We start from the raw sequence: 19,542 nt of genomic DNA, 5'->3' as shown, positions 1-19,542 counted from the left end.
GTCTCCATGCAATCCGAAACATCCACAAGTCGAGCGTCCCACGCACCCGCGGAACGTCTCTCGAGCAATCGATCACACAACCTGCACGCCGACCAAACCGCCGATTCCGGCCTGAGCTGTCTGCTGATGATCGCGCGTTACCACGGCATCGCGGCAGACCCTCACCAGCTCGCCCACGAATTCGGGCAACCGGGCATCCGCTGGGACCGCACCGCAGTACTTCTCGCCGCAAAATGGCTCGACCTGCACGCACGGCCTGTCAAAGCAAACTGGAACCGTCTCGACCGCCTCGCATTACCCGCGATTGCGATCGACGTGGATGGCCAATTCTTCGTCATCGCCCGCTTCCACGAAAACAGCGTGCTATGGCAAGACCCGCAAGCGAGCGGACCATCGACCACAAAACTCGCCGACCTGCGCGCGCGCTGGCATGGCGACCTGATCCTCATCGCTTCGCGCGCATCGATGCTGGGCGAACTGGCAAAGTTCGACTTCACCTGGTTCATTCCGGTACTCGTCAAATATCGCCGATTGCTGTGCGAAGTCCTGGTTGCTTCTCTATTTATCCAGATCCTCGCGCTGATCACGCCGCTATTCTTCCAGGTGGTGATGGACAAGGTGCTGGTTCATCACGGCCTCGCAACGCTCGATGTGATCGCAATCGGCCTGATCGTCGTTGTGCTTTTCGATGTGCTGCTCAACGCATTGAGAAGCTACGTCTTCACCCACACGACGTGCCGCATCGATGTCGAACTCGGCGCACGTCTGTTCCAGCATTTGTTGAAGCTGCCGACTGCCTATTTCCATGCACGTCGCGTCGGCGATTCCGTTGCCCGCGTGCGTGAACTGGAAAATATCCGTTCTTTTCTGACCGGCAACGCGATTACGCTGCTAATGGACGTGGTGTTCTCGGGCGTGTTTATCGCCGTGATGGTGTACTACAGCGGTTGGCTCACACTGGTCGTCGTCGCTTCGTTGCCTTGCTATGTGCTTTTGTCCGTCGCATGTACGCCGGCGTTGCGACGCATGCTCAACGAGAAATTCGCGCGTAGCGCCGAGAATCAGGCGTTTCTTGTCGAAACCATCAGCGGCATCGACACGGTCAAGTCGATGGCGGTCGAGCCGCAATGGACCCGGCAATGGGGTAATCAACTTGCCGCATATATCGGCGCGGCATTTCGTGCGTCGACGGTCGGTATCTGGGCCAACGGTGGCGTCGCGCTGATCAGCAAGCTCGTGACGGTCACGCTGATCTGGCTCGGCGCAAGACTCGTCATCGACGGCAAGCTGACCGTGGGCGAATTGATCGCGTTCAATATGCTGTCCGGTCAGGTGGCGGGGCCGATCATGCGGATCGCGCAGCTGTGGACAGATTTTCAGCAAACCGGCATTTCGGTCGCTCGCCTAGGCGATATCCTCAATACTCGCACTGAGGCGGCCGGCGCGAAAAGCGCGCTGCCGCCCATCGCGGGGAAAATCGAACTGCAGAACGTGGTATTTCGCTACCGCTCCGACGGGCCGGAAGTCCTGCGCGGCGTAAGCCTGTCGATCCAACCGGGCGAGGTGGTCGGCATCGTCGGTCAATCGGGCTCCGGCAAAAGCACGCTGACGCGTCTCGTGCAGCGTCTTTATGTGCCGCAGCGCGGGCGCGTCGCGATCGACGGTCACGATCTCGCGCTGGTCGATGCTGCCTCCCTGCGCCGGCAGATTGGCGTGGTGCTGCAGGAAAGCGTGCTGTTCAATCGCAGCGTGCGGGATAACATCGCGCTGGCCGACCCGGGCGCGCCGCTTGACGCCATCATCCGTGCGGCGCGGCTCGCCGGCGCACATGATTTCATCGTCGAGCTGCCGCAAGGGTACGACACACCCGTCGGCGAACACGGTGCGACGCTATCCGGCGGACAGCGGCAGCGAATCGCAATCGCTCGGGCGTTGATCCATAACCCGCGCATTCTTGTTTTCGACGAGGCGACCAGCGCGCTCGACTATGAGTCCGAGCGTGCCGTGCACGACAACATGCGCGTCATGTGCAGCGGCCGGACCGTGCTCGTGATCGCGCACCGGCTTTCGGCGGTGCGCCTGGCGGATCGCATCGTCGTCATCGAGCGGGGCGAGATTGTCGAACAAGGTCCGCACGATGCGCTGCTTGCTGCAAACGGCGCGTACGCGAAGCTTTATCGGCTTCAGGCCGGGCACTGAGATGCGCGTATCGTTGTGGCTTGCTGCGGCAGGCGAATTTGGCCGGCGTTATCTTGCTGTGTTGCGAACCGCGTGGCACGAGCGCGACAACCGGGCGACACGCTGGTCGCGCGAGGAGTCCGAGTTTTTACCCGCGGCGCTTGCGTTACAGCGCATGCCGGTGTCGCCGCTGCCGCGCGTGACGGCTGCAGCATTGCTCGCGTTGTTGAGCGTCGCATTGCTGTGGGCCGTGCTGGGCAAGATCGATATCGTTGCGACGGCGCACGGCAAGGTCATTCCCGACGGCCGCACGAAACTCGTCCAACCGCTCGAGACAGCGCGTGTCGCGGCGATTCGCGTTGCCGACGGTTCGTTCGTGAAGTCCGGGGACACACTGCTTGAACTCGACTCCGCCATGTCGGCGGCAGACCGTGCGCGACTGCGCGATGACTGTGTCGACAGCACGTTGTCTGCCGCGCGTGCCAGAGCGTTCCTCGCCATCCTCGATACGGGCAGACCGCAGCCGCTCGAAGCACCAGACGACGCGGACCCGCCGACAGACGACCTGAGACCGGCTGCGTCACGAATCGCGCGCGAACAGACGTTCCTCGATGGCGAAATCGCCGAATATCGCGCGAAGCTTGCGCGGCTTGACGCGGACATCGCCAGGAATGCCGCCGAACTCGATACGGCCGGCGCGGTGATCCGGCGCCTGCAGGCCACCCTCGAAATCGCCCGCGCGCGCGAGTCCGATCTGCGCGAGCTCGCGGCGAAACAGTATGTGTCGCGGCACGAGTTTCTCGACAAGCAGCAGTCGCGCATTGAGATGGAAGGCGAGCTTGCCGCCCACCGCAGCCGTGTTGCCGAAATACGGGCGTCCATCGTCAGCGTGCGGCGCCAGCGCGAGGAATTCGTGATGTCCACGCGGCGCGAGACGCTGGACCGATTGAGCAACGCCACACAGAAAGCGGCCGAATGGCGCCAGGAATTCGTCAAGGCCGATGTGCATCACCGGACGATGACCTTGCAGGCGCCGGTCGATGGGGTGGTTCAGCAACTGGCGGTTCATACGATCGGTGGGGTCGTGACCGCCGCCCAGCCGCTGATGGTCATCGTGCCGGCCGATCACCCGCTGGAGATCGAAGCGTTTATCGAAAACAAGGACGTGGGTTTCGTCAATACCGGGCAGTCCGCTGCGGTCAAAATCGAAGCGTTTCCGTACACGCGTTATGGCACGTTGGCTGCCGACGTGGTCAACGTGTCGCACGACGCGATCGAAGATGAAAAGCGCGGCCTGATCTACGCGGTGCGGCTCAAGCTCCGGCGCCCGACCATCACGGTCGAGGGCGGACAGATGGCGTTGAGCCCCGGCATGGCGGCAAGCGTCGAGATCGCGACCGGCCGGCGACGGGTCATCGAGTATTTTCTGGACCCGCTGCTCACTCATGTCCGTGAAAGCCTCGTTGAACGTTGAAGACAGCTGCGTCGCAGCCTCCAGCGCCCTGCGGTATGCGTTGAGCGTAGTGCTTGCCGCAGTGTTGCTGCATACGATACCGGCAAGCGCGCAAGCCATCGCCAGCGTTGACATACCCTGCGTATCGCTGGCGCCGGCCGCACCGCTTCGGCTCAATGAAGCCCTTGACCGGGCGTTGTGCAGCCATCCGTTGACCAGCCGGGCATGGGCGGAGGTGCAGGTACGGGCCGCGCGTGCCGGGCAAGCGCAAGCGTCGCGGCTGCCGACCATTTCCGCTGTGCTGAGCGGGTCCGCGAATCGGTCCGACGCTTCGTCTTCGTCCGCTTACCGGCCGAACGACGCCTACGCTGGAACTGTTCGCGCGGCGGAGCTGACCTTCGAGTGGGTCCTGTTCGACTTCGGCGCACGTTCCGCCGAGGTCACGAGAACCCGCGAGCTGCTGGCGAGCGCGCATCAAACGTTCAATGCGGCAGTTATCGATGTGCTTTACTCGACTGCGCGCGACTACTTCGCCGCATTGACCGCTCGCGCAAGCGCGGATGCGGCGCGCGAAACGTTGTCCAACGCATCGCAAAGCCTCGAAGCAGCGAGCGCGCGACTGCATGCGGGCGCAGCGTCGAAGGCGGACGAATTGCAGGCTCGTACCGCGCGCGGTCAGGCTGCGCTGGCGTCGCTCAACGCGCAGGCGGCTTATGACGAAGCGATCGGGACGCTCGCAAGCGATATCGGCCTGCTGCCCGACGAGCCGTTGACGCTTGCCGACACACCCTCGTCAACGTATGGCAACACGCCGCAACGCGGCGCGGTCCGCACAATGATCGACGATGCGCTGCAAGCTCATCCGCGCGTGCTGGCCGCGCGAGCCGAACAGGATGCAACGGCGGCAGCGATCGACAGCATGCGGGCCCAGGCGTTGCCCAGCGTCGCCTTGCAAGCCGGGCTTTCAGCGAGTCGGCGGGCGGCGGTCGGCGGGGGCGATGCCGGCGGTCTCCCGTCGCGATCGCACAGCAGCTATGCCGGCGTGCGCGTGACGATTCCGTTGTTCGAAGGCTTTGCATCGGTTTATCGAATCGGCGAAGCGCGCGCGCAAGCCGAAGTTCAGCGTGCAGCCGTGCAGGAAACGGAACGGCAGGTCGCCCTCGAGGTGTGGAAAAGCTACCAGCGGGTCGGCGCCGCGCAGGGCGCGCTGCGCGAAGCACAGGCCTTGCAGGAAGACGCGGCGCTTGCCTTCGATGCCGCGCGGGCGCGCTATCGGTCAGGCGTCGCGAGCATCGTCGAACTGCTGCGCGCGCAGGACGCGCTAAGCGATGCCAGACGGCAACGGATCATCGCGACGGCTGAGTGGTTCGTCGCCCGCCTGAGCCTCGCTGCGAGCGTCGGCAGGCCGGATTCGGAAGGGTTCCTGCTGGAGTAAGGCGAGGTTGCGCGCTGCGCATGGTGTGTTGCCGCGCGCCGGTGTTGCTCAAAGCATCTCCAGCTCACCCACCGGCGCGTGCGCGAAAAAACGCCGCAACTCCCGCGATAGTTCGTTCAAGGCCGCCATCTCCTGCTGCGTGATACGGCGCGGCTCTTCGGTATGCGTCCAGTCGCCGTACAACAGCGCGACCGTCGACTGATTCTCGAGCATCACCGGCAGCAGCACGAACGATTGCGCGTCGCCGAACGAGCGCTTGTACCAGTCGGGCAGCCGCGCGAGCATCTTCGCATCGCGCGCGTTCTCGATGAAGATGCCCACCGAGTTCGCGATCGCCAGATGGAACACGTCCGGCTGGAATGCACTGGCAAACGACAGCTGCGGCATCACCGCGTCGACCTTCGGGCCGAAGCCCATGCGCGCCTTGAACGTGCTGCTGTTCTGCCGCACGAACACCACGGTCCGGTCGAAGCCGAGACCCGCCAGCACGGTTTCCGACGCCAGCGTCAACGCGGGCGCGAGCGCGCTGTCGGTGGGCAGCGCGCGCAGGTCTTCGACGCCCGCGCGAATGCGGTCTTCCGGCTCCAGCTGTTCGCGGGCGATCGCGTCCGCGCTCGCCCGCAAGTCGTTGATCTCGCGCATCACGCCGTCGCCGGCTTCCTCGCGCGCGAGCGCGATGCTCATTTCGATCAGCACGTCCGCGTCGGTGTTCAGCGGCCGGCTGTAGCGCTGCGCGAGCTCGGCGATGCGCGCGTCGCGTACCGCAACCGGCAGATCGGGCGCGGTCAGCAGGTTCGCGACGTCGGCCGAGAAGTTCGTCACCGCGCGCATCCACTGCGCCTGACGCGGCTCGTCGTCGCGGGCCGGATCGTAGGCGGTCATGCCGATACGGATGATTTCCGGCAGCCGCCAGCGCACCGCGGCCTCGATGCCGATCTCTTCGTAGTTGACGCCGAGCACGCTTGCGCACGCATCCTTCTCGTCGACGCCCGCGTCGATCTGGCGGCGGATCTGATCCCACTCCGCGTCCAGATAGAACACGACGAGCAGCTTGCCGACCTGGCGCATCAGCGTGCAGACCACCGCTTCCTCGCCGGCGCGCAGGTCGCCGCGTTCGGTCAGCTTGCGCGCGACGCAGCCCGAGAGCATCGTGCGGTTCAGTTCCAGCTTCGCATCGATGCGGCGCGGCGCGCTGTGATGGAAGTGATCGACGATCTGCAGGCCGACCACGAGGTGGCCCACCGCGTCCATGCCGAGCACCATCAACGCGCGCGACACGGTCGTGATGTTGCCGCCGAACGCCATGTACATCGCCGAGTTCGCGAGGCGCAGCACCTTGTGCGTCAACGCGAAATCGGACAGCACGACCTGCACGAGCGACGTGAAGTCGAGCTCGTCGTTCTTCACGGCGGCCATTGTGGTGCGCAGCGATTGCGACAGCATCGGAAAATCGCCGCGTTCGCTCATCTTGCCCCAGAGCCTGTCGAGCAGCGCCGCCTTCAACATGTGAATCCCGCAAAAACCATACGTGTTCCAGTGAGTAGCCGGCCGTGCACAAGGCGCCGGCCGCCGCTGCGGTGATGGTGCGCCACGCGCATCAAGCCGCGTCGTGCAGATAAAGCGCGCGCGACTCGAAGCGCTGCGCGAGTTCCTCGGACGGCAGCGCCTTGCAGACGAGCCATCCCTGTATGTGATCGCATCCCATCTCGGTCAGCAATGCACGCTGCGCTTCGGTTTCGACGCCTTCCGCGACCAGTTCGAGATCGAGTGTCTGCGCGAGTCCGACCACCGCGCTGACGATTGCCTGATCGTTGCGCGAGGTTAGCAGATTCTCGACAAAGCTCCTGTCGATTTTCAGCTTGGCGAGCGGGAAGCGTTGCAGATACGCAAGACTCGAATAGCCGGTGCCGAAGTCGTCTACTGCAAAACGAATACCGATGGCAGTTAATTCCGCGAGCAGCGCCGTTGCGTGCGCGGGATCGTGCATCAGCAGGGTTTCGGTGATTTCGAACACGAGGCGGCGCGGGTCGATGCCGGTCAGCGCGATCGCTTCGCGCACATTGTCGGTAAAGCGCGGGTCGCGGAACTGCTGCGGCGACACGTTGACCGCGACGTACTGCAGCGCAATGCCCTTCGCGTCCCACTGGATCAGCTGCATGCAGGCCGCCTTCAGCACCCAGTTGCCGAGATAGTTGATGAGGCCGACCGACTCCGCGAGCGGAATGAACATCGACGGCGGCACCAGACCGTGCAGCGGATGATGCCAGCGGATCAGCGCCTCGACGCCGACCACGCCGCGCGACTGGCTGCTCGTGATCGGCTGGAAATGCAGGGAAAACTCGCCGTTGCGCACGCCGTCGTACAGGTCCGATTCGAGCTTCAGACGCTCGGCGTCGGCCGGGCTGTCGTCGGGCACGTAGAACGCGAGCGTATTGCCGCCCGCGGCCTTTGCGCGCAGCAGCGCGTGATCGGCCCAGCGCAGCAGCTGGCTGTCGCGCGAGGTGGCGTCGTTCGAATGCTGTACGTCCGGGTAGAGCGCGATGCCGATGCTGGCCGATAAGTGCACCGGCTGGCGGTTGTAGGTGTACGGCTGCTGGATCGACGTCAACAGGCGCCTCGCGAGCGCTTCGGCGGCGATCGCGGCGTCGGTGCGCGACGCGGCGGGCGGCAGCAGGATCGCGAACTCGTCGCTTGCGACGCGCGCAATGATTTCGCCTTGCGTCGTCATGTTGGTGAGGCGCTTCGCGGTCTCGCGCAGCATGTCGTCGCCGGCGTCGTAGCCGAGCGCGCGGTTCACGCGCTGATAGTCGTCGAGGTCGAGCAGCAGCAGCGCGGCCGGCGTGCCGTGCGCGTCGGCCTCCTGCTGCGCTTCGCGCAGCGCGTCGACGAGCGCCGGCACGTTCGCGATGCCGGTCAGGTGGTCGGTGTGCAGCGCGCGCTTCAGGCTCGCTTCGTTCGCGCGCCACGCGGACACGTCGAAGCCGGCGATCGCGTAACCCTCGATGCCGTCGTGGTTGTTGCGCACCACGCGCAGTTCGACCGCGATCGGGTAAGTCAGCGACTTGACGAGGTCGAGCGAGACTTTTTCGACCGCGCCGCTTGCCTCGGCGCGGGTCAGCACCGCTTCGAGGCGGGCCGTGTCCGCGGGAGCGACGAGGTCGTGCAGCGTGATGGTTTGCAGGTACTCGCGGTGGTAGCCGATAAAGCGCAGGCTGGCGTCGGTCACGTACAGGAAACGCAGATCCCTGTCGACATGCGCGAGGAAGTCCACGGCGCCGACCGTCTGCTCGAGACCCAGTGCCGCGGCGCTGGCGCTGGCCGCTTGCGCCGGCGAGACGCGCGCGCTGCGCCAGCGCGCGATGGCCGTACGCAGCCAGCCGCGTCGAGGTGCGGTATTCCTGTTCGCTTCCATGTAAGTTGCTGACAATCCTGTTTCGTCGCGGGCAGGGGCGGGCCCCGCTTGCCGGTTACTGCATCCAGCCGGAAGATGGAAAGACGCCCATCAGAGCACCATAACGGCTGACAACGCAAAATCTTTAGCGCCAGCGCAAAAAAAGCCTTTCGACAGCCTCTTTTACCGCCGTCGCGGTCCATGTCGTCAGCGCGGTCTCCATTACCGCAGTTATCACCCACTTGTGCCCGCGCGGGCGGCTTCGCTGCACCGCACCGTGGGTTCCGCTAAAGTACCGCCCCCCTTATTCCGTTAAAGCGAATGTTCGTGAGGCGGTTTGGTTTTGGTACGATGCGCGGCGGTCAGTGGGACCGTTTCCATCACAGGCCTGCACGATTGCCATTTTCTGAATCCACGCCGCCATGAATCATGTCAGAACCGTTCGACGATAGACACGCCCGAGGGACCGATCGAGGAACCCGCCCTGCGACCGACCGGCCCGCCGGGCGGCACGCGCCTGCCGGGCCGCCCGGCGGTGCGCTGCTGGCCGCGGCGCCGGGGCCGCAAGGCAAGCAGCCGGGCAGCGCGTCCGACGGGCTGGTCGCCGCCTCGCAGTTCGTCTATCTCGGCCGCCAGCCGATTCTCGATCGCAGCGGTGCGCTCAACGCGTACGAGTTGCTGTTTCGCGACAGTGCGCACAATCATGCGCGCGTCACGGACGACGCGCAGGCGACCGCGCAGGTAGTCGCGCGCACGATCGGCGCGATCGGCGTGCCGGCGGTGCTCGGCCAGCATCGTGGTTATATCAACATCGGCCGGCGGCTGCTGTTCGACGACATCGTGCATCTGATGTCGCCACAGCGCTTCGTGCTTGAAATTCTCGAGACGGTGACCGTCGATGCGCGCCTGCTCGCGCAGCTTGCCGAGTTGCGGCGGGCCGGCTTCCGGATTGCGCTCGACGACGTTTGGGAGCTGTCCGAAAGCCTGTATGCGATGTTGCCGTATGCCGATATCGTCAAGGTCGATTTTCTGCTGACCGATCGCAGCGCGCTGAAAACGCTGACCGCGACGCTGCGCGGTCACGGCAAAACGCTGATCGCCGAAAAGGTCGAAACGCGAGAGGATTTTCTGCTCGCGCGCGATCTCGGCTTCGATCTGTTCCAGGGGTATTTCTTTGCGCGGCCGCAGGTGCTCGCGGCGCAACGCAGCCGCTCGTCGAGCGCGGCGCTGCTGCGGCTGCTCGCGCTGCTGTCGCGCGATGCGGGACTGTTCGAACTCGAGGCGGAGTTGAAGCGCCATCCGAACGTGGTCGTGCAGTTGCTGCGCCTCGTCAATTCGAGCGCGTTCGGCCTGGGGCGTCATATTGCGTCGCTGCGCGAGGCGATTATCGCAACCGGCACGCGGCAGATCGCGCGCTGGGGGCAACTGCTGCTGTACGCGGGCGGCGGCGAATTGCCGTGGAGCTCCGATCCGCTCGTGCAACTGGCGGGCACCCGTTCGCGCTTTATGGAACTGGCGGCGCGCCTGTTGCGTCCGGGCGATGAAGACTTCGCCGATGCCGCGTTTATGACCGGCATCTTTTCGCTCGTGCATGTGGTGGTCGATTCGACGCCCGCGAAGGCGCTCGACAAGCTCGGCCTGTCGCCGCTGATCCGCAATGCGATCGTCGAGCGCGACGGCGAGATGGGCATGCTGTTGCGCGTGGCCGAAGCCGCCGGGCAGGGCGCCGACACCGCGGCGATCCTGCAGGAGCAGGCGCTCGAGCGTTTCTCGGTGCTCACGCCCGCGGTGCTCGCCGAGTTGAATCTGTCGGCTGCCGCGTGGTTCGGCGCGCACGCGGGCGGCAACTGAGCGGCAACTGAGCGGTAACGAAGCGGCAACGGGCGGCGACTGAGCAATAACTGAGTGGCGACTGGGTGGCGTCCGGTCATCAATGAAGCGGGAGCGCAGCGCGAACCGAGCGTAGCAGGCGGGAATGTTCGCCTGTGCATATCGTGCCGGCTTGCAGGGGAACTGTGCTCCAATAGCGAATGGATATGCATGACGGCGAAGGGCGCGATGCACGCTGGCTAGCGCCGGCGGTTCGAGCCCGACGCCCCCAGCCGGCGGCTGGACCGGCGCGGCGCCCGCAGTCACAGCGGGGCGCCGCGCCGGCCGCCGCCTTGCCGAATGAACCGGAGGAACGCAGATGAAACGAACCCTGACGCAAGCCTTCGCCGCGGCGAGCGTGTGCGCCGCACTGTCGCTCTACGCACTCAGCGCATGCGCGACGCTCAAGCCCGGCGACACCGCGCCGGATTTCACCGCGCAGGCGTCGCTCGGCGGCAAGACATATTCGTACTCGCTCGCCGACGCGCTGAAGAAGGGGCCGGTGGTGCTGTACTTCTATCCGGCCGCGTTCACCAAGGGCTGCACGATCGAGGCGCACGAATTCGCCGATGCGGTCGACGAATACAAGCAGTACGGCGCGACGGTGATCGGCGTGTCGCACGACAATATCGACACGCTGACGAAGTTCTCGGTGAGCGAATGCCGCAGCAAATTCCCGGTCGCGGCCGATGCCGATGCCAAAGTGATCGGCGCCTACGACGCCGGGCTGCCGATGCACGATTCGATGGCCAATCGCGTGTCGTATGTGATCGCGCCGGACGGCAAGATCATCTATGAATACACGAGCATGTCGCCGGACAAGCACGTCGAAAACACGCTGCAGGCGGTGAAGGCGTGGGCGGCGGCGCACAAGTCGCCGTAATGCGCGCAGTCGCCGCGGCGGCCGGATTGCTGCTTTAGCGGCTGCTTTGACCGCCGTGTTGGCGAGCGCGTTGACCTCTGTTCCGACGGAGCTGCGATGCCGATCTTTGTCGCACTATTCGTTCTGATTGCGCTGATCTACGGCGCGGTGCGCGCGTTCGACGCGCTGAGCGCGCGCTTCGGCATGGGCGTAGCGATCGGCGCGGCCGTGGTGGCCGCGGCGGCGGTGCTGGCCGGGCTCGCTTACTGGTGGCGCCGCCGCCGCGAGATCGCGCCGAATATCCATGACGGTGACTGGACCCACGAGCTGAACGCGCCGTGGGGCGGCGTGCGCCTCGCGTCGGGCAAAGCGCTATGCGCCGTTCAGCTCGATGGCGCGAAGGGCGACTATATCTTCGGCGATCTGCAGCGCGCGCTGGCCGAACGCGACGGCAACGGCTGGCGCGTCGGACTGCAGGTCAAGGACGCGGCGCGGCCGGTCTGGCAGTTGCCGATGGCAAGCGAGCGTCAGGCGCGCCAGTGGCAGCGCATTCTGACGCTCGCGATCGCGCAGAAACTGTAGGCAGGCGGCACGTCAGGCAAGCGGCATGGTTTCAGCCGTACGCGGCGCGGCGGTCCGCGCGCGCCGCGCCCGTCTTGCCGGTGTGCCCGCTTACTCGGTCGCGGCCGCCGGACGGCGCGCACCGCCGCGCCGCTTCTCGCCCCACAGACGCAAGCGGTCCATATACAGATACACGACCGGCGTCGTATAGAGCGTGAGCATCTGGCTCACGATCAACCCGCCGACAATCGCGAGGCCGAGCGGCGCGCGCAGCTCCGCGCCGTCGCCGCGGCCGAACGCAAGCGGCAACGCGCCGAGCAGCGCCGCGCAGGTCGTCATCATGATCGGCCGGAAGCGCAACAGGCACGCCTCCTCGATCGCATCGCGCGAGGACAGCCCGCGCGTGCGCGACGCGTCGATCGCGAAGTCGACCATCATGATCGCGTTCTTCTTCACGATGCCGATCAGCAGGATCACCCCGATCAGCGCAATGATGCTGAACTCCGTGTCGAAGAGCAGCAGCGCGAGCAGCGCGCCGACACCGGCCGACGGCAGCGTCGACAGAATGGTCAGCGGGTGGATATAGCTCTCGTACAGGATGCCGAGCACGATATAGACGGCCGCGAGCGCCGCGAGAATCAGGATCGGCTGATCGTTGAGCGACTGCTGGAACGCCTGCGCGGTGCCCTGGAAACTGCCGTGTATGGTCGCGGGCACGCCGAGCTGCGCCATCGTTTCGTCGATGGCCGCGGTCGCGTCCGACAGCGACTTGCCGGGCGGCAGGTTGAATGAAATCGTCGACGCGACGAACTGCCCCTGATGGTTGACCGCGAGCGGCGTGCTGCCCGGCCCGAAATTCGCGATGGCCGACAGCGGGATCATCGTTTCTTTCGCGGTGGACACGGCCGCGCCGGTCGATGCGCTCGACTTGCCGCTTGCCGCAATCGAGTTGTTCGCCAGATTGCGCGCGGCATCGGCGGCGATCGCGGCCGCGCTCGACGAGCCGGCCGAGCCCGCCGACGAAGCGCTGCCGCCCGTGGCCGAGGCATTGCCGGACGCATTGGTCATCGTCACGGTGCCGGCGGTGGCATTGGTCGATTGCGAGCCGCTCGCGGTGCCGCCGGTCGTGCTGATCCACACTTCCTTGAGCATCTCCGGGCTTTGCCAGTACTTCGGCGCGACTTCCATCACGACGTGATACTGGTTCAGCGGGTTGTAGATCGTCGATACCTGGCGCTGGCCGAATGCGTCATAGAGCGTGTTGTCGATCTGCGACGGCGTGATGTTCAGGCGCGCGGCGCTCGCGCGATCGATCGTCACGAACGCTTCGAGGCCGTTTTCCTGCTGGTCCGAATTGACGTCCGTGAGCTCGGGGCGCGCCTGCAGCGCCGTGGTGATGCGCGGCGTCCATTTGTACAGGTCGGGCGTCGAATCGGCGAGCAGCGTGTACTGGTACTGCGCGTTCGACTGCCGGCCGCCGACGCGAATGTCCTGCACCGCCTGCAGGAACGTGCGCGCGCCCGCGACATGCGACAGCGGCCCGCGCAGTTGCTGGATCACCTGGTCGGCGGACAGCTTGCGGCCGGGCTTCGGCTTCAACGCCACATACATGAAGCCCGCATTGGTCTGGCGTCCGCCGGTAAAGCCGACCACGGCTTCGACTGCCGGATTCGATTGCACGATGTGCATCATCTCGGAGAACTTGCCCTTCATCGCCTGGAACGACGTGCTCTGGTCCGCCTGGATGCCGCCGACCAGCCGGCCGGTGTCCTGCTGCGGGAAAAACCCCTTCGGCACGATGATGTACATCCAGATGTTCAGGCCGATCGTCGCGAACAGCACGAGCAGGATCAGAAGCGGGTGGCGCAGCGACCAGCCGAGCGTATACCGGTAGCCTCCCTGCATCCGGTTGAAGCCGCTTTCGAGCCAGCGCGACAAGCGGCCTTCCTTCTTTTTCTGATGCGGCTCGTACAGCAGGCGCGAGCACATCATCGGCGTGAGCGTCAGCGATACGACCAGCGACACCGCGATTGCGAGCGACAGCGTCAGCGCGAACTCGCGGAACAGCCGCCCGACGATGCCGCCCATCAGCAGGATCGGCAGGAACACCGCGACGAGCGAGATGCTGATCGACATCACCGTGAAGCCGACCTCGCGCGCGCCGACGATCGCCGCCTGCATGCGCGGCACGCCGTTCTCGATATGCCGCTCGATGTTTTCGAGCACGACGATCGCATCGTCGACGACGAAGCCGGTCGCGATGGTGAGCGCCATCAGCGACAGGTTGTCGATCGAGAAATTCATCAGATACATTGCCGCGAACGTGCCGATGATCGAGATCGGCACCGCGACGCTCGGGATCAGCGTCGCGCGCCAGTTGCGCAGGAACAGGAACACCACCATCACGACCAGCGCGACCGCGATCATCAGCGTGCGCTCGGTGTCCGCGAGCGACGCGCGGATGGTCGTCGAGCGGTCGGCGGCGGGCGTCACCTGCACGTCGCGCGGCAGCGACGCGACGAGCTGCGGCAGGGTTTCCCGGATGCGGTCGATGGTTTCGATGATGTTCGCGCCCGGCTGCCGGTAGATGATCACGAGCACCGCGCGCGTGCCGTTCGACAGGCCGAGATTGCGCAGGTCTTCGACCGAGTCGACCACTTCGCCGACATCCGACAGACGCACCGCCGCGCCGTTGCGATAGGCGATCACCAGATCCTTGTATTGCGATGCCTTGCTCGCCTGGTCGTTGGTGTACAGCTGCACGTGGTTCGGGCCGAACTCGATCGATCCCTTCGGGCTGTTCGCATTCGCGGAGGCGAGTGCCGCGCGCACGTCCTCGAGGCCGACGCCGTAGTGAAACAGCGCGTGCGGTTCCAGCTCGACGCGCACGGCCGGATTCGCGGAGCCGCTGACGTCGACTTCGCCGACGCCGTCGACCTGCGACAGCGACTGCTGCAGCACGGTCGCGGCCGAGTCGTACAACTGGCCGGGCTGCAGCGTTTTCGACGATATCGACAGAATCAGGATCGGCGCATCGGACGGGTTCACCTTGTGATACGTCGGGTTCTGCCGCAGGCTCGCCGGCAGGTCGGCGCGTGCCGCGTTGATGGCGGCTTGCACGTCGCGCGCGGCGCCGTCGATGTCGCGATTGAGCCCGAACTGCATCGTGATGCGCGTCGAGCCGACCGAACTCGACGAGGTCATTTCGGTGACGTCCGCGATCGCGCCCAGATGCCGTTCGAGCGGACTCGCGACGCTGGTCGCGACGTTGTCCGGGCTTGCACCCGGCAGTGTCGCCTGCACCGAGATGGTCGGATAGTCGACCTGCGGCAGCGGCGCGACCGGCAGCTTCGTGAACGCGAACAGGCCGGCGAGCGCGATGCCGAGCGACAGCAGCGTGGTGGCGACCGGGCGCGCGATAAACGGACGCGACAGATTCATCGGTCAGCTCCCGGCGTCCGCATTGGCGTCGGCGCGAGGCGGCGTCGGCCGGGTGCCGCCGTCGCGCTGAAAGCGCGCGCGCAGGCGGCGCGCGATCGAATCGAAGCCGAGGTAGATCACCGGTGTCGTAAACAGCGTGAGCAACTGGCTCACGACGAGGCCGCCCGCAATGGCGATACCGAGCGGCCGGCGCAGTTCGGAGCCGGCGCCGCTGCCGAGAATCAGCGGCAACGCGCCGAGCAGCGCGGCCATCGTGGTCATCAGGATCGGCCGGAAGCGCAGCAGGCACGCCTGGTAGATCGCTTCGCGCGGCGGTTTGCCGTGCTCGCGCTCCGCCTCGAGCGCGAAGTCGATCATCATGATCGCGTTCTTCTTCACGATACCGATCAGAAGCACGATGCCGATGATGCCGATGATGTCGAGATCGTGCCCGGTGACGAGCAGCGCGAGCAGCGCGCCGACGCCGGCCGACGGCAGCGTCGAGAGGATGGTCACCGGATGCACGAAGCTTTCGTACAGCACGCCGAGCACGATGTACATCGTGATAATGGCCGCGAGAATCAGGAACAGCTCGTTCGACAGCGACGCCTGGAACGCGAGTGCCGCGCCCTGGAAGCGCGTCTGGAACGACGCGGGCAGGCCGATCTCCTTCTCCGCCTGCTGGATCGCCTTGACCGCGGCGCCGAGCGACGCGCCCGGCGCGAGGTTGAACGACACCGTGGTGGCCGGGAACTGGCTCAGGTGCGTGACGAGCAGCGGCGCCGGCCGCTCATGGAACTTCGCGATGGCCGACAGCGGCACCTGGCCGCCGGCCGAGGTCGAAGAGGGCAGGTAGATCGAATTGAGCGAGTCCGTGTAGTGCTGCAGCGTCGGCGTCGCTTCGAGAATCACGCGGTACTGGTTCGACTGCGTGAAGATGGTCGACACGATGCGCTGGCCGAATGCGTCGTAGAGCGCGTTGTCGACGGTGGCGGGCGTGATGCCGTAGCGCGCGGCGGTGGGCCGGTCGATCTCGACGTACACCGACTGGCCGTTGCTCTGCAGGTCGGTTGCGACATCGGTGATGTCCGGCACCTGCTGCAGCCGTTCGACGAGCTTCGGCACCCACGTCGTGAACTCGTTGATGTTCGGGTCCGTCAGCATGAACTGGTATTGCGTCGGGCTCACCGTCGAATCGATCGTCAGGTCCTGCACCGGCTGCATATAGAGCGTCGCGCCCGAGATATGCGCGGTCGCGCGCTGCAAGTCGCGGATCACTTCGCTCGCGGTGGCGTCGCGGTCGTCGCGCGGCTTCAGGTTGATCAGCATCCGGCCGCTGTTCAGCGTGATATTGGTGCCGTCGACGCCGATAAACGACGTCAGGCTTTCGACATTCGGGTTTTTCAGCACTTCGGCGGCGAGCGCCTGCTGGCGTTCCGCCATCGACTGATACGACACCGACTGCGGCGCCTGGGTGATCGCCTGGATCACGCCGGTGTCCTGGGTCGGGAAAAAGCCCTTTGGAATGTAGATGTACAGCAGCGCGGTCAGCACCAGCGTGAGCACCGCGACCACCAGCGTGGCCGGCTGGCGGTCGAGCACCCAGTTCAGCGCGACCGCGTAGCGGGCGATCACATAGTCGATGAACCGATGCGCGCGCGCCTCGAAGCGGTGGCTTTCCTTCGGCGGCGTGTGGCGCAACAGCTTCGCGCACATCATCGGCACCAGCGTGAGCGACACCACCGCCGAGATCACGATGGTGACCGCGAGCGTGATCGCGAATTCGTGGAACAGGCGCCCGACCACGTCGCCCATGAAGAGCAGCGGAATCAGCACCGCGATCAGCGAGACCGTCAGCGAGATGATCGTGAAGCCGATCTGCTTCGAGCCCTTGAGCGCTGCGTCGAGCGGGTTGTCGCCTTCCTCGACGTAGCGCGCGATATTCTCGATCATCACGATCGCATCGTCGACGACGAAGCCGGTCGCGATGGTGAGCGCCATCAGCGACAGGTTGTCGAGCGAGAAGCCGCACAGATACATCACCGCGAGCGTGCCGATCAGCGAGAGCGGCACGGAGAGGCTCGGGATGATGGTCGCGTAGACATTCGCGAGGAACAGGTACATCACGAGCACGACCAGCACGACCGACATCAGCAGCTCGAACTGCACGTCGCGCACGGACGCGCGGATGGTCGTCGTGCGGTCGGTGACGACCTGCATCTCGAGCGCGGCCGGCAGCGACTGCTGCAGCGTCGGCAGCAGCTTCTTGATGCTGTCGACCACCTGGATCACGTTCGCGCCCGGCTGGCGCTGCACGTTCAGAATGATCGCGGGCGTGCCGTCGACCCACGCGCCGAGCTTGGTGTTTTCCGCGCCAGGGATGATCTTCGCGACGTCGGTCAGCATCACCGGGCGGCCGTTCTTGTACGCGACGACCGCGCTCTGGTACGCGTCGGCGTCGGTCAGCTGGTCGTTCGCGTTGATCGTGTACGCGTGCGACGGACCGTCGAAGTTGCCCTTCGGCGTATTCACGTTCAGGTTCGCGATGGTGGTGCGCAGATCATCGAGATTCAGGCCGTACGACGCGAGCGCCAGCGGGTTCGCCTGAATGCGCACCGCCGGCCGCTGGCCGCCCGACAGACTGACGAGTCCGACGCCGCCCACCTGCGAGATTTTCTGCGCGAGGCGCGTATCGGCGATGTCCTGCACCTGCGTGAGCGGCATCGTTTTCGAGGTGATCGCGAGCGTGAGGATCGGCGCGTCGGCCGGATTGACCTTCGCGTAGATCGGCGGCGCGGGCAGGTCCGACGGCAGCAGGTTGCCCGCCGCGTTGATCGCCGCCTGCACTTCCTGCTCGGCGATATCGAGCGGCAGGTCGAGGTTGAACTGCAGCGTGATCACCGACGAGCCCGCCGAGCTTTGCGATGACATCTGGTTGAGCGACGGCATCTGCCCGAACTGCCGCTCGAGCGGCGCGGTGACCGACGACGTCATCACATCGGGGCTTGCGCCGGGGTAGAACGTTTGCACCTGAATGGTCGGATAGTCGACTTCGGGCAGCGCGGACAGCGGCAGAAAGCGCAGCGCGACGAGGCCGACCAGCATGATCGCGGCCATCAGCAGCGCGGTGCCGACGGGACGCAGGATAAAGGCGCGGGATGGATTCATGCGAGATCAGCGGGGCCTTTATTGCGACGACGCTTGCGACGCGTGACGATGACGGTGCGCGTGCGTGCCGGATGCGCCGGAGCCGGCGCCAGCCCACGATGCGCCTGCGGCACCCGATGCCCCCGATGCGCCGGCCGGATGCTCGGCCGGAATCGTGATTTTCGCGCCGTCCTTCAGGCGGTCCGAGCCATCGGTGACGACGCGCTCGCCGACCTGCAGACCCGACACGATGCTGGTGCGCTCGCCGTCGACCGGTCCGACCTTGACCGTGCGTACCGTGACCGTGTTGTCCGGCTTCGCGACATAGACAAACTGGCCGATCGAACCGTTCAGCACCGCCGGCGTCGGCACGATCGTCGCGTTGTGGATCACATCGACGAGCAGGCGCGCGTTCACGAACTGATTGGGAAACAGCATGTTGCCGGTGTTCGGGAACATCGCGCGCAGCTTGACGGTGCCGGTGGTGGTGTCGATCTGGTTGTCGATGGTTTCGAGGTAGCCGGCTTCGAGCGACGTCGTGTTGGTGCGGTCGTACGCGGTGACCGACATCTTCGTCTTGCCGTTCAGCTGTTTGAGGATGGCGGGCAGATTGTCTTCGGAGGTGGTGAAGATCACGCTGATCGGCTGCAACTGCGTGATGACGACGATGCCGTTCGCGTCGCCCGGCGTCACATAGTTGCCCGGGTCGACCTGACGCAGGCCGACGCGGCCCGCGACCGGCGCGGTGATGCGCGCGTAGGTCAGGTCGAGTTTGAAGGTGTCGATATTCGCGCGGTCGGAGGTCACCTGCCCTTCATATTGCTTGACGAGCGATGCCTGGGTGTCGACCTGCTGGCTCGCGATCGAGTCCTGCGCGAGCAGCGTCTGGTAGCGCTTCAGATCGAGACGTGCGGTTTGCAGCAGCGCCATGTCTTTGGCGAGCGTGCCTTGCGCGTTGGCGAGCGAGATCTGGTAGGGGCGTGGGTCGATCTGCGCGAGCACCTCGTCTTTCTTCACCGTCTGGCCTTCCTGGAACGCGACGGTCTGCAGTACGCCGGACAGCTGCGTGCGCACGGTGACGTTCGCGAGCGGCGTGACCGTGCCGAGCGCGGTGATGACGATCGGCATCTCGCCCTGCGTGACGGATCCGACCTTGACCGGTTGCGGCTGGTTCGCGAATGCGCCGCGGCGGCCGCCGCCGCTGCGCCCGGCCCGCGCGCCGCTCG

Annotated in this window: 11 protein-coding genes; 6 read left to right on the top strand and 5 right to left on the bottom strand. The window is 65.6% G+C overall.

Annotated features, from left to right (window positions below):
* Nucleotides 1–6: 6 nt before the first annotated feature.
* From HV675_RS07715 to HV675_RS07705, 3 genes are read left to right on the top strand one after another with little or no spacing between them, the layout of a single operon-like run.
* Entirely contained in the window at nt 7–2,199 is a 2,193-nt protein-coding gene (locus HV675_RS07715) for a type I secretion system permease/ATPase (protein WP_175110296.1), read from the top strand.
* Nucleotides 2,117–3,652, top strand: a complete 1,536-nt coding sequence (locus HV675_RS07710; RefSeq protein ID WP_246270142.1) for an HlyD family type I secretion periplasmic adaptor subunit — start codon at nt 2,117–2,119, stop codon at nt 3,650–3,652. The genes HV675_RS07715 and HV675_RS07710 overlap by 83 nt, the downstream gene beginning before the upstream one ends.
* Nucleotides 3,624–5,066, top strand: coding sequence for a TolC family protein (locus HV675_RS07705; protein ID WP_281364011.1), 1,443 nt, complete (start codon nt 3,624–3,626; stop codon nt 5,064–5,066). Before HV675_RS07710 ends, HV675_RS07705 begins: the two co-directional genes overlap by 29 nt.
* Before the next feature lie 48 nt (nt 5,067–5,114).
* Here HV675_RS07705 and HV675_RS07700 read toward each other — a convergent pair whose 3' ends face one another.
* Both HV675_RS07700 and HV675_RS07695 read right to left on the bottom strand, forming a co-directional pair.
* Nucleotides 5,115–6,572 carry an HDOD domain-containing protein gene (locus HV675_RS07700; RefSeq protein WP_175110293.1) on the bottom strand — a complete coding sequence of 486 codons (1,458 nt, stop codon included), beginning with the start codon at nt 6,570–6,572 and terminating at the stop codon, nt 5,115–5,117.
* A 91-nt stretch (nt 6,573–6,663) separates the two neighbouring features.
* Nucleotides 6,664–8,478 carry a putative bifunctional diguanylate cyclase/phosphodiesterase gene (locus tag HV675_RS07695; RefSeq protein ID WP_175110292.1) on the bottom strand — a complete coding sequence of 605 codons (1,815 nt, stop codon included), beginning with the start codon at nt 8,476–8,478 and terminating at the stop codon, nt 6,664–6,666.
* Nucleotides 8,479–8,886: 408 nt separating this feature from the next.
* Here HV675_RS07695 and HV675_RS07690 point away from each other — a divergent pair, with 408 nt between their 5' ends.
* The 3 genes from HV675_RS07690 (at nt 8,887) to HV675_RS07680 (ending at nt 11,770) form a co-directional block, all read left to right on the top strand.
* Nucleotides 8,887–10,308, top strand: a complete 1,422-nt coding sequence (locus tag HV675_RS07690; RefSeq protein ID WP_175110291.1) for an EAL and HDOD domain-containing protein — start codon at nt 8,887–8,889, stop codon at nt 10,306–10,308.
* A gap of 337 nt (nt 10,309–10,645) precedes the next feature.
* Entirely contained in the window at nt 10,646–11,209 is a 564-nt protein-coding gene (locus HV675_RS07685; RefSeq protein ID WP_175110290.1) for a peroxiredoxin, read from the top strand.
* Nucleotides 11,210–11,305: 96 nt separating this feature from the next.
* Nucleotides 11,306–11,770 (top strand): hypothetical protein, encoded by a 465-nt coding sequence (locus HV675_RS07680; RefSeq protein WP_175110289.1) that lies wholly within the window; start codon nt 11,306–11,308, stop codon nt 11,768–11,770.
* A 90-nt stretch (nt 11,771–11,860) separates the two neighbouring features.
* Here the strand turns inward: HV675_RS07680 and HV675_RS07675 are convergent, their stop codons facing one another.
* From HV675_RS07675 to HV675_RS07665, 3 genes are all read right to left on the bottom strand, one after another.
* Nucleotides 11,861–15,190, bottom strand: coding sequence for an efflux RND transporter permease subunit (locus HV675_RS07675; protein ID WP_175110288.1), 3,330 nt, complete (start codon nt 15,188–15,190; stop codon nt 11,861–11,863).
* A 3-nt stretch (nt 15,191–15,193) separates the two neighbouring features.
* The gene (locus HV675_RS07670; protein WP_175110287.1) at nt 15,194–18,337 is read right to left on the bottom strand and encodes an MdtB/MuxB family multidrug efflux RND transporter permease subunit; all 3,144 of its coding nucleotides are present in this window, start codon (nt 18,335–18,337) and stop codon (nt 15,194–15,196) included.
* An 18-nt stretch (nt 18,338–18,355) separates the two neighbouring features.
* Nucleotides 18,356–19,542 (bottom strand): MdtA/MuxA family multidrug efflux RND transporter periplasmic adaptor subunit (locus tag HV675_RS07665; RefSeq protein WP_175110286.1); only part of this gene is annotated, 1,187 nt, incomplete at its 5' end.

Source organism: Paraburkholderia solisilvae, assembly GCF_902859875.1.
GTDB classification, from domain to species: Bacteria; Pseudomonadota; Gammaproteobacteria; order Burkholderiales; family Burkholderiaceae; genus Paraburkholderia; species Paraburkholderia solisilvae.
The sequence above is the reverse complement of the archived record's forward strand: the minus strand, read 5'-3'. Positions and strand labels throughout refer to the sequence as shown.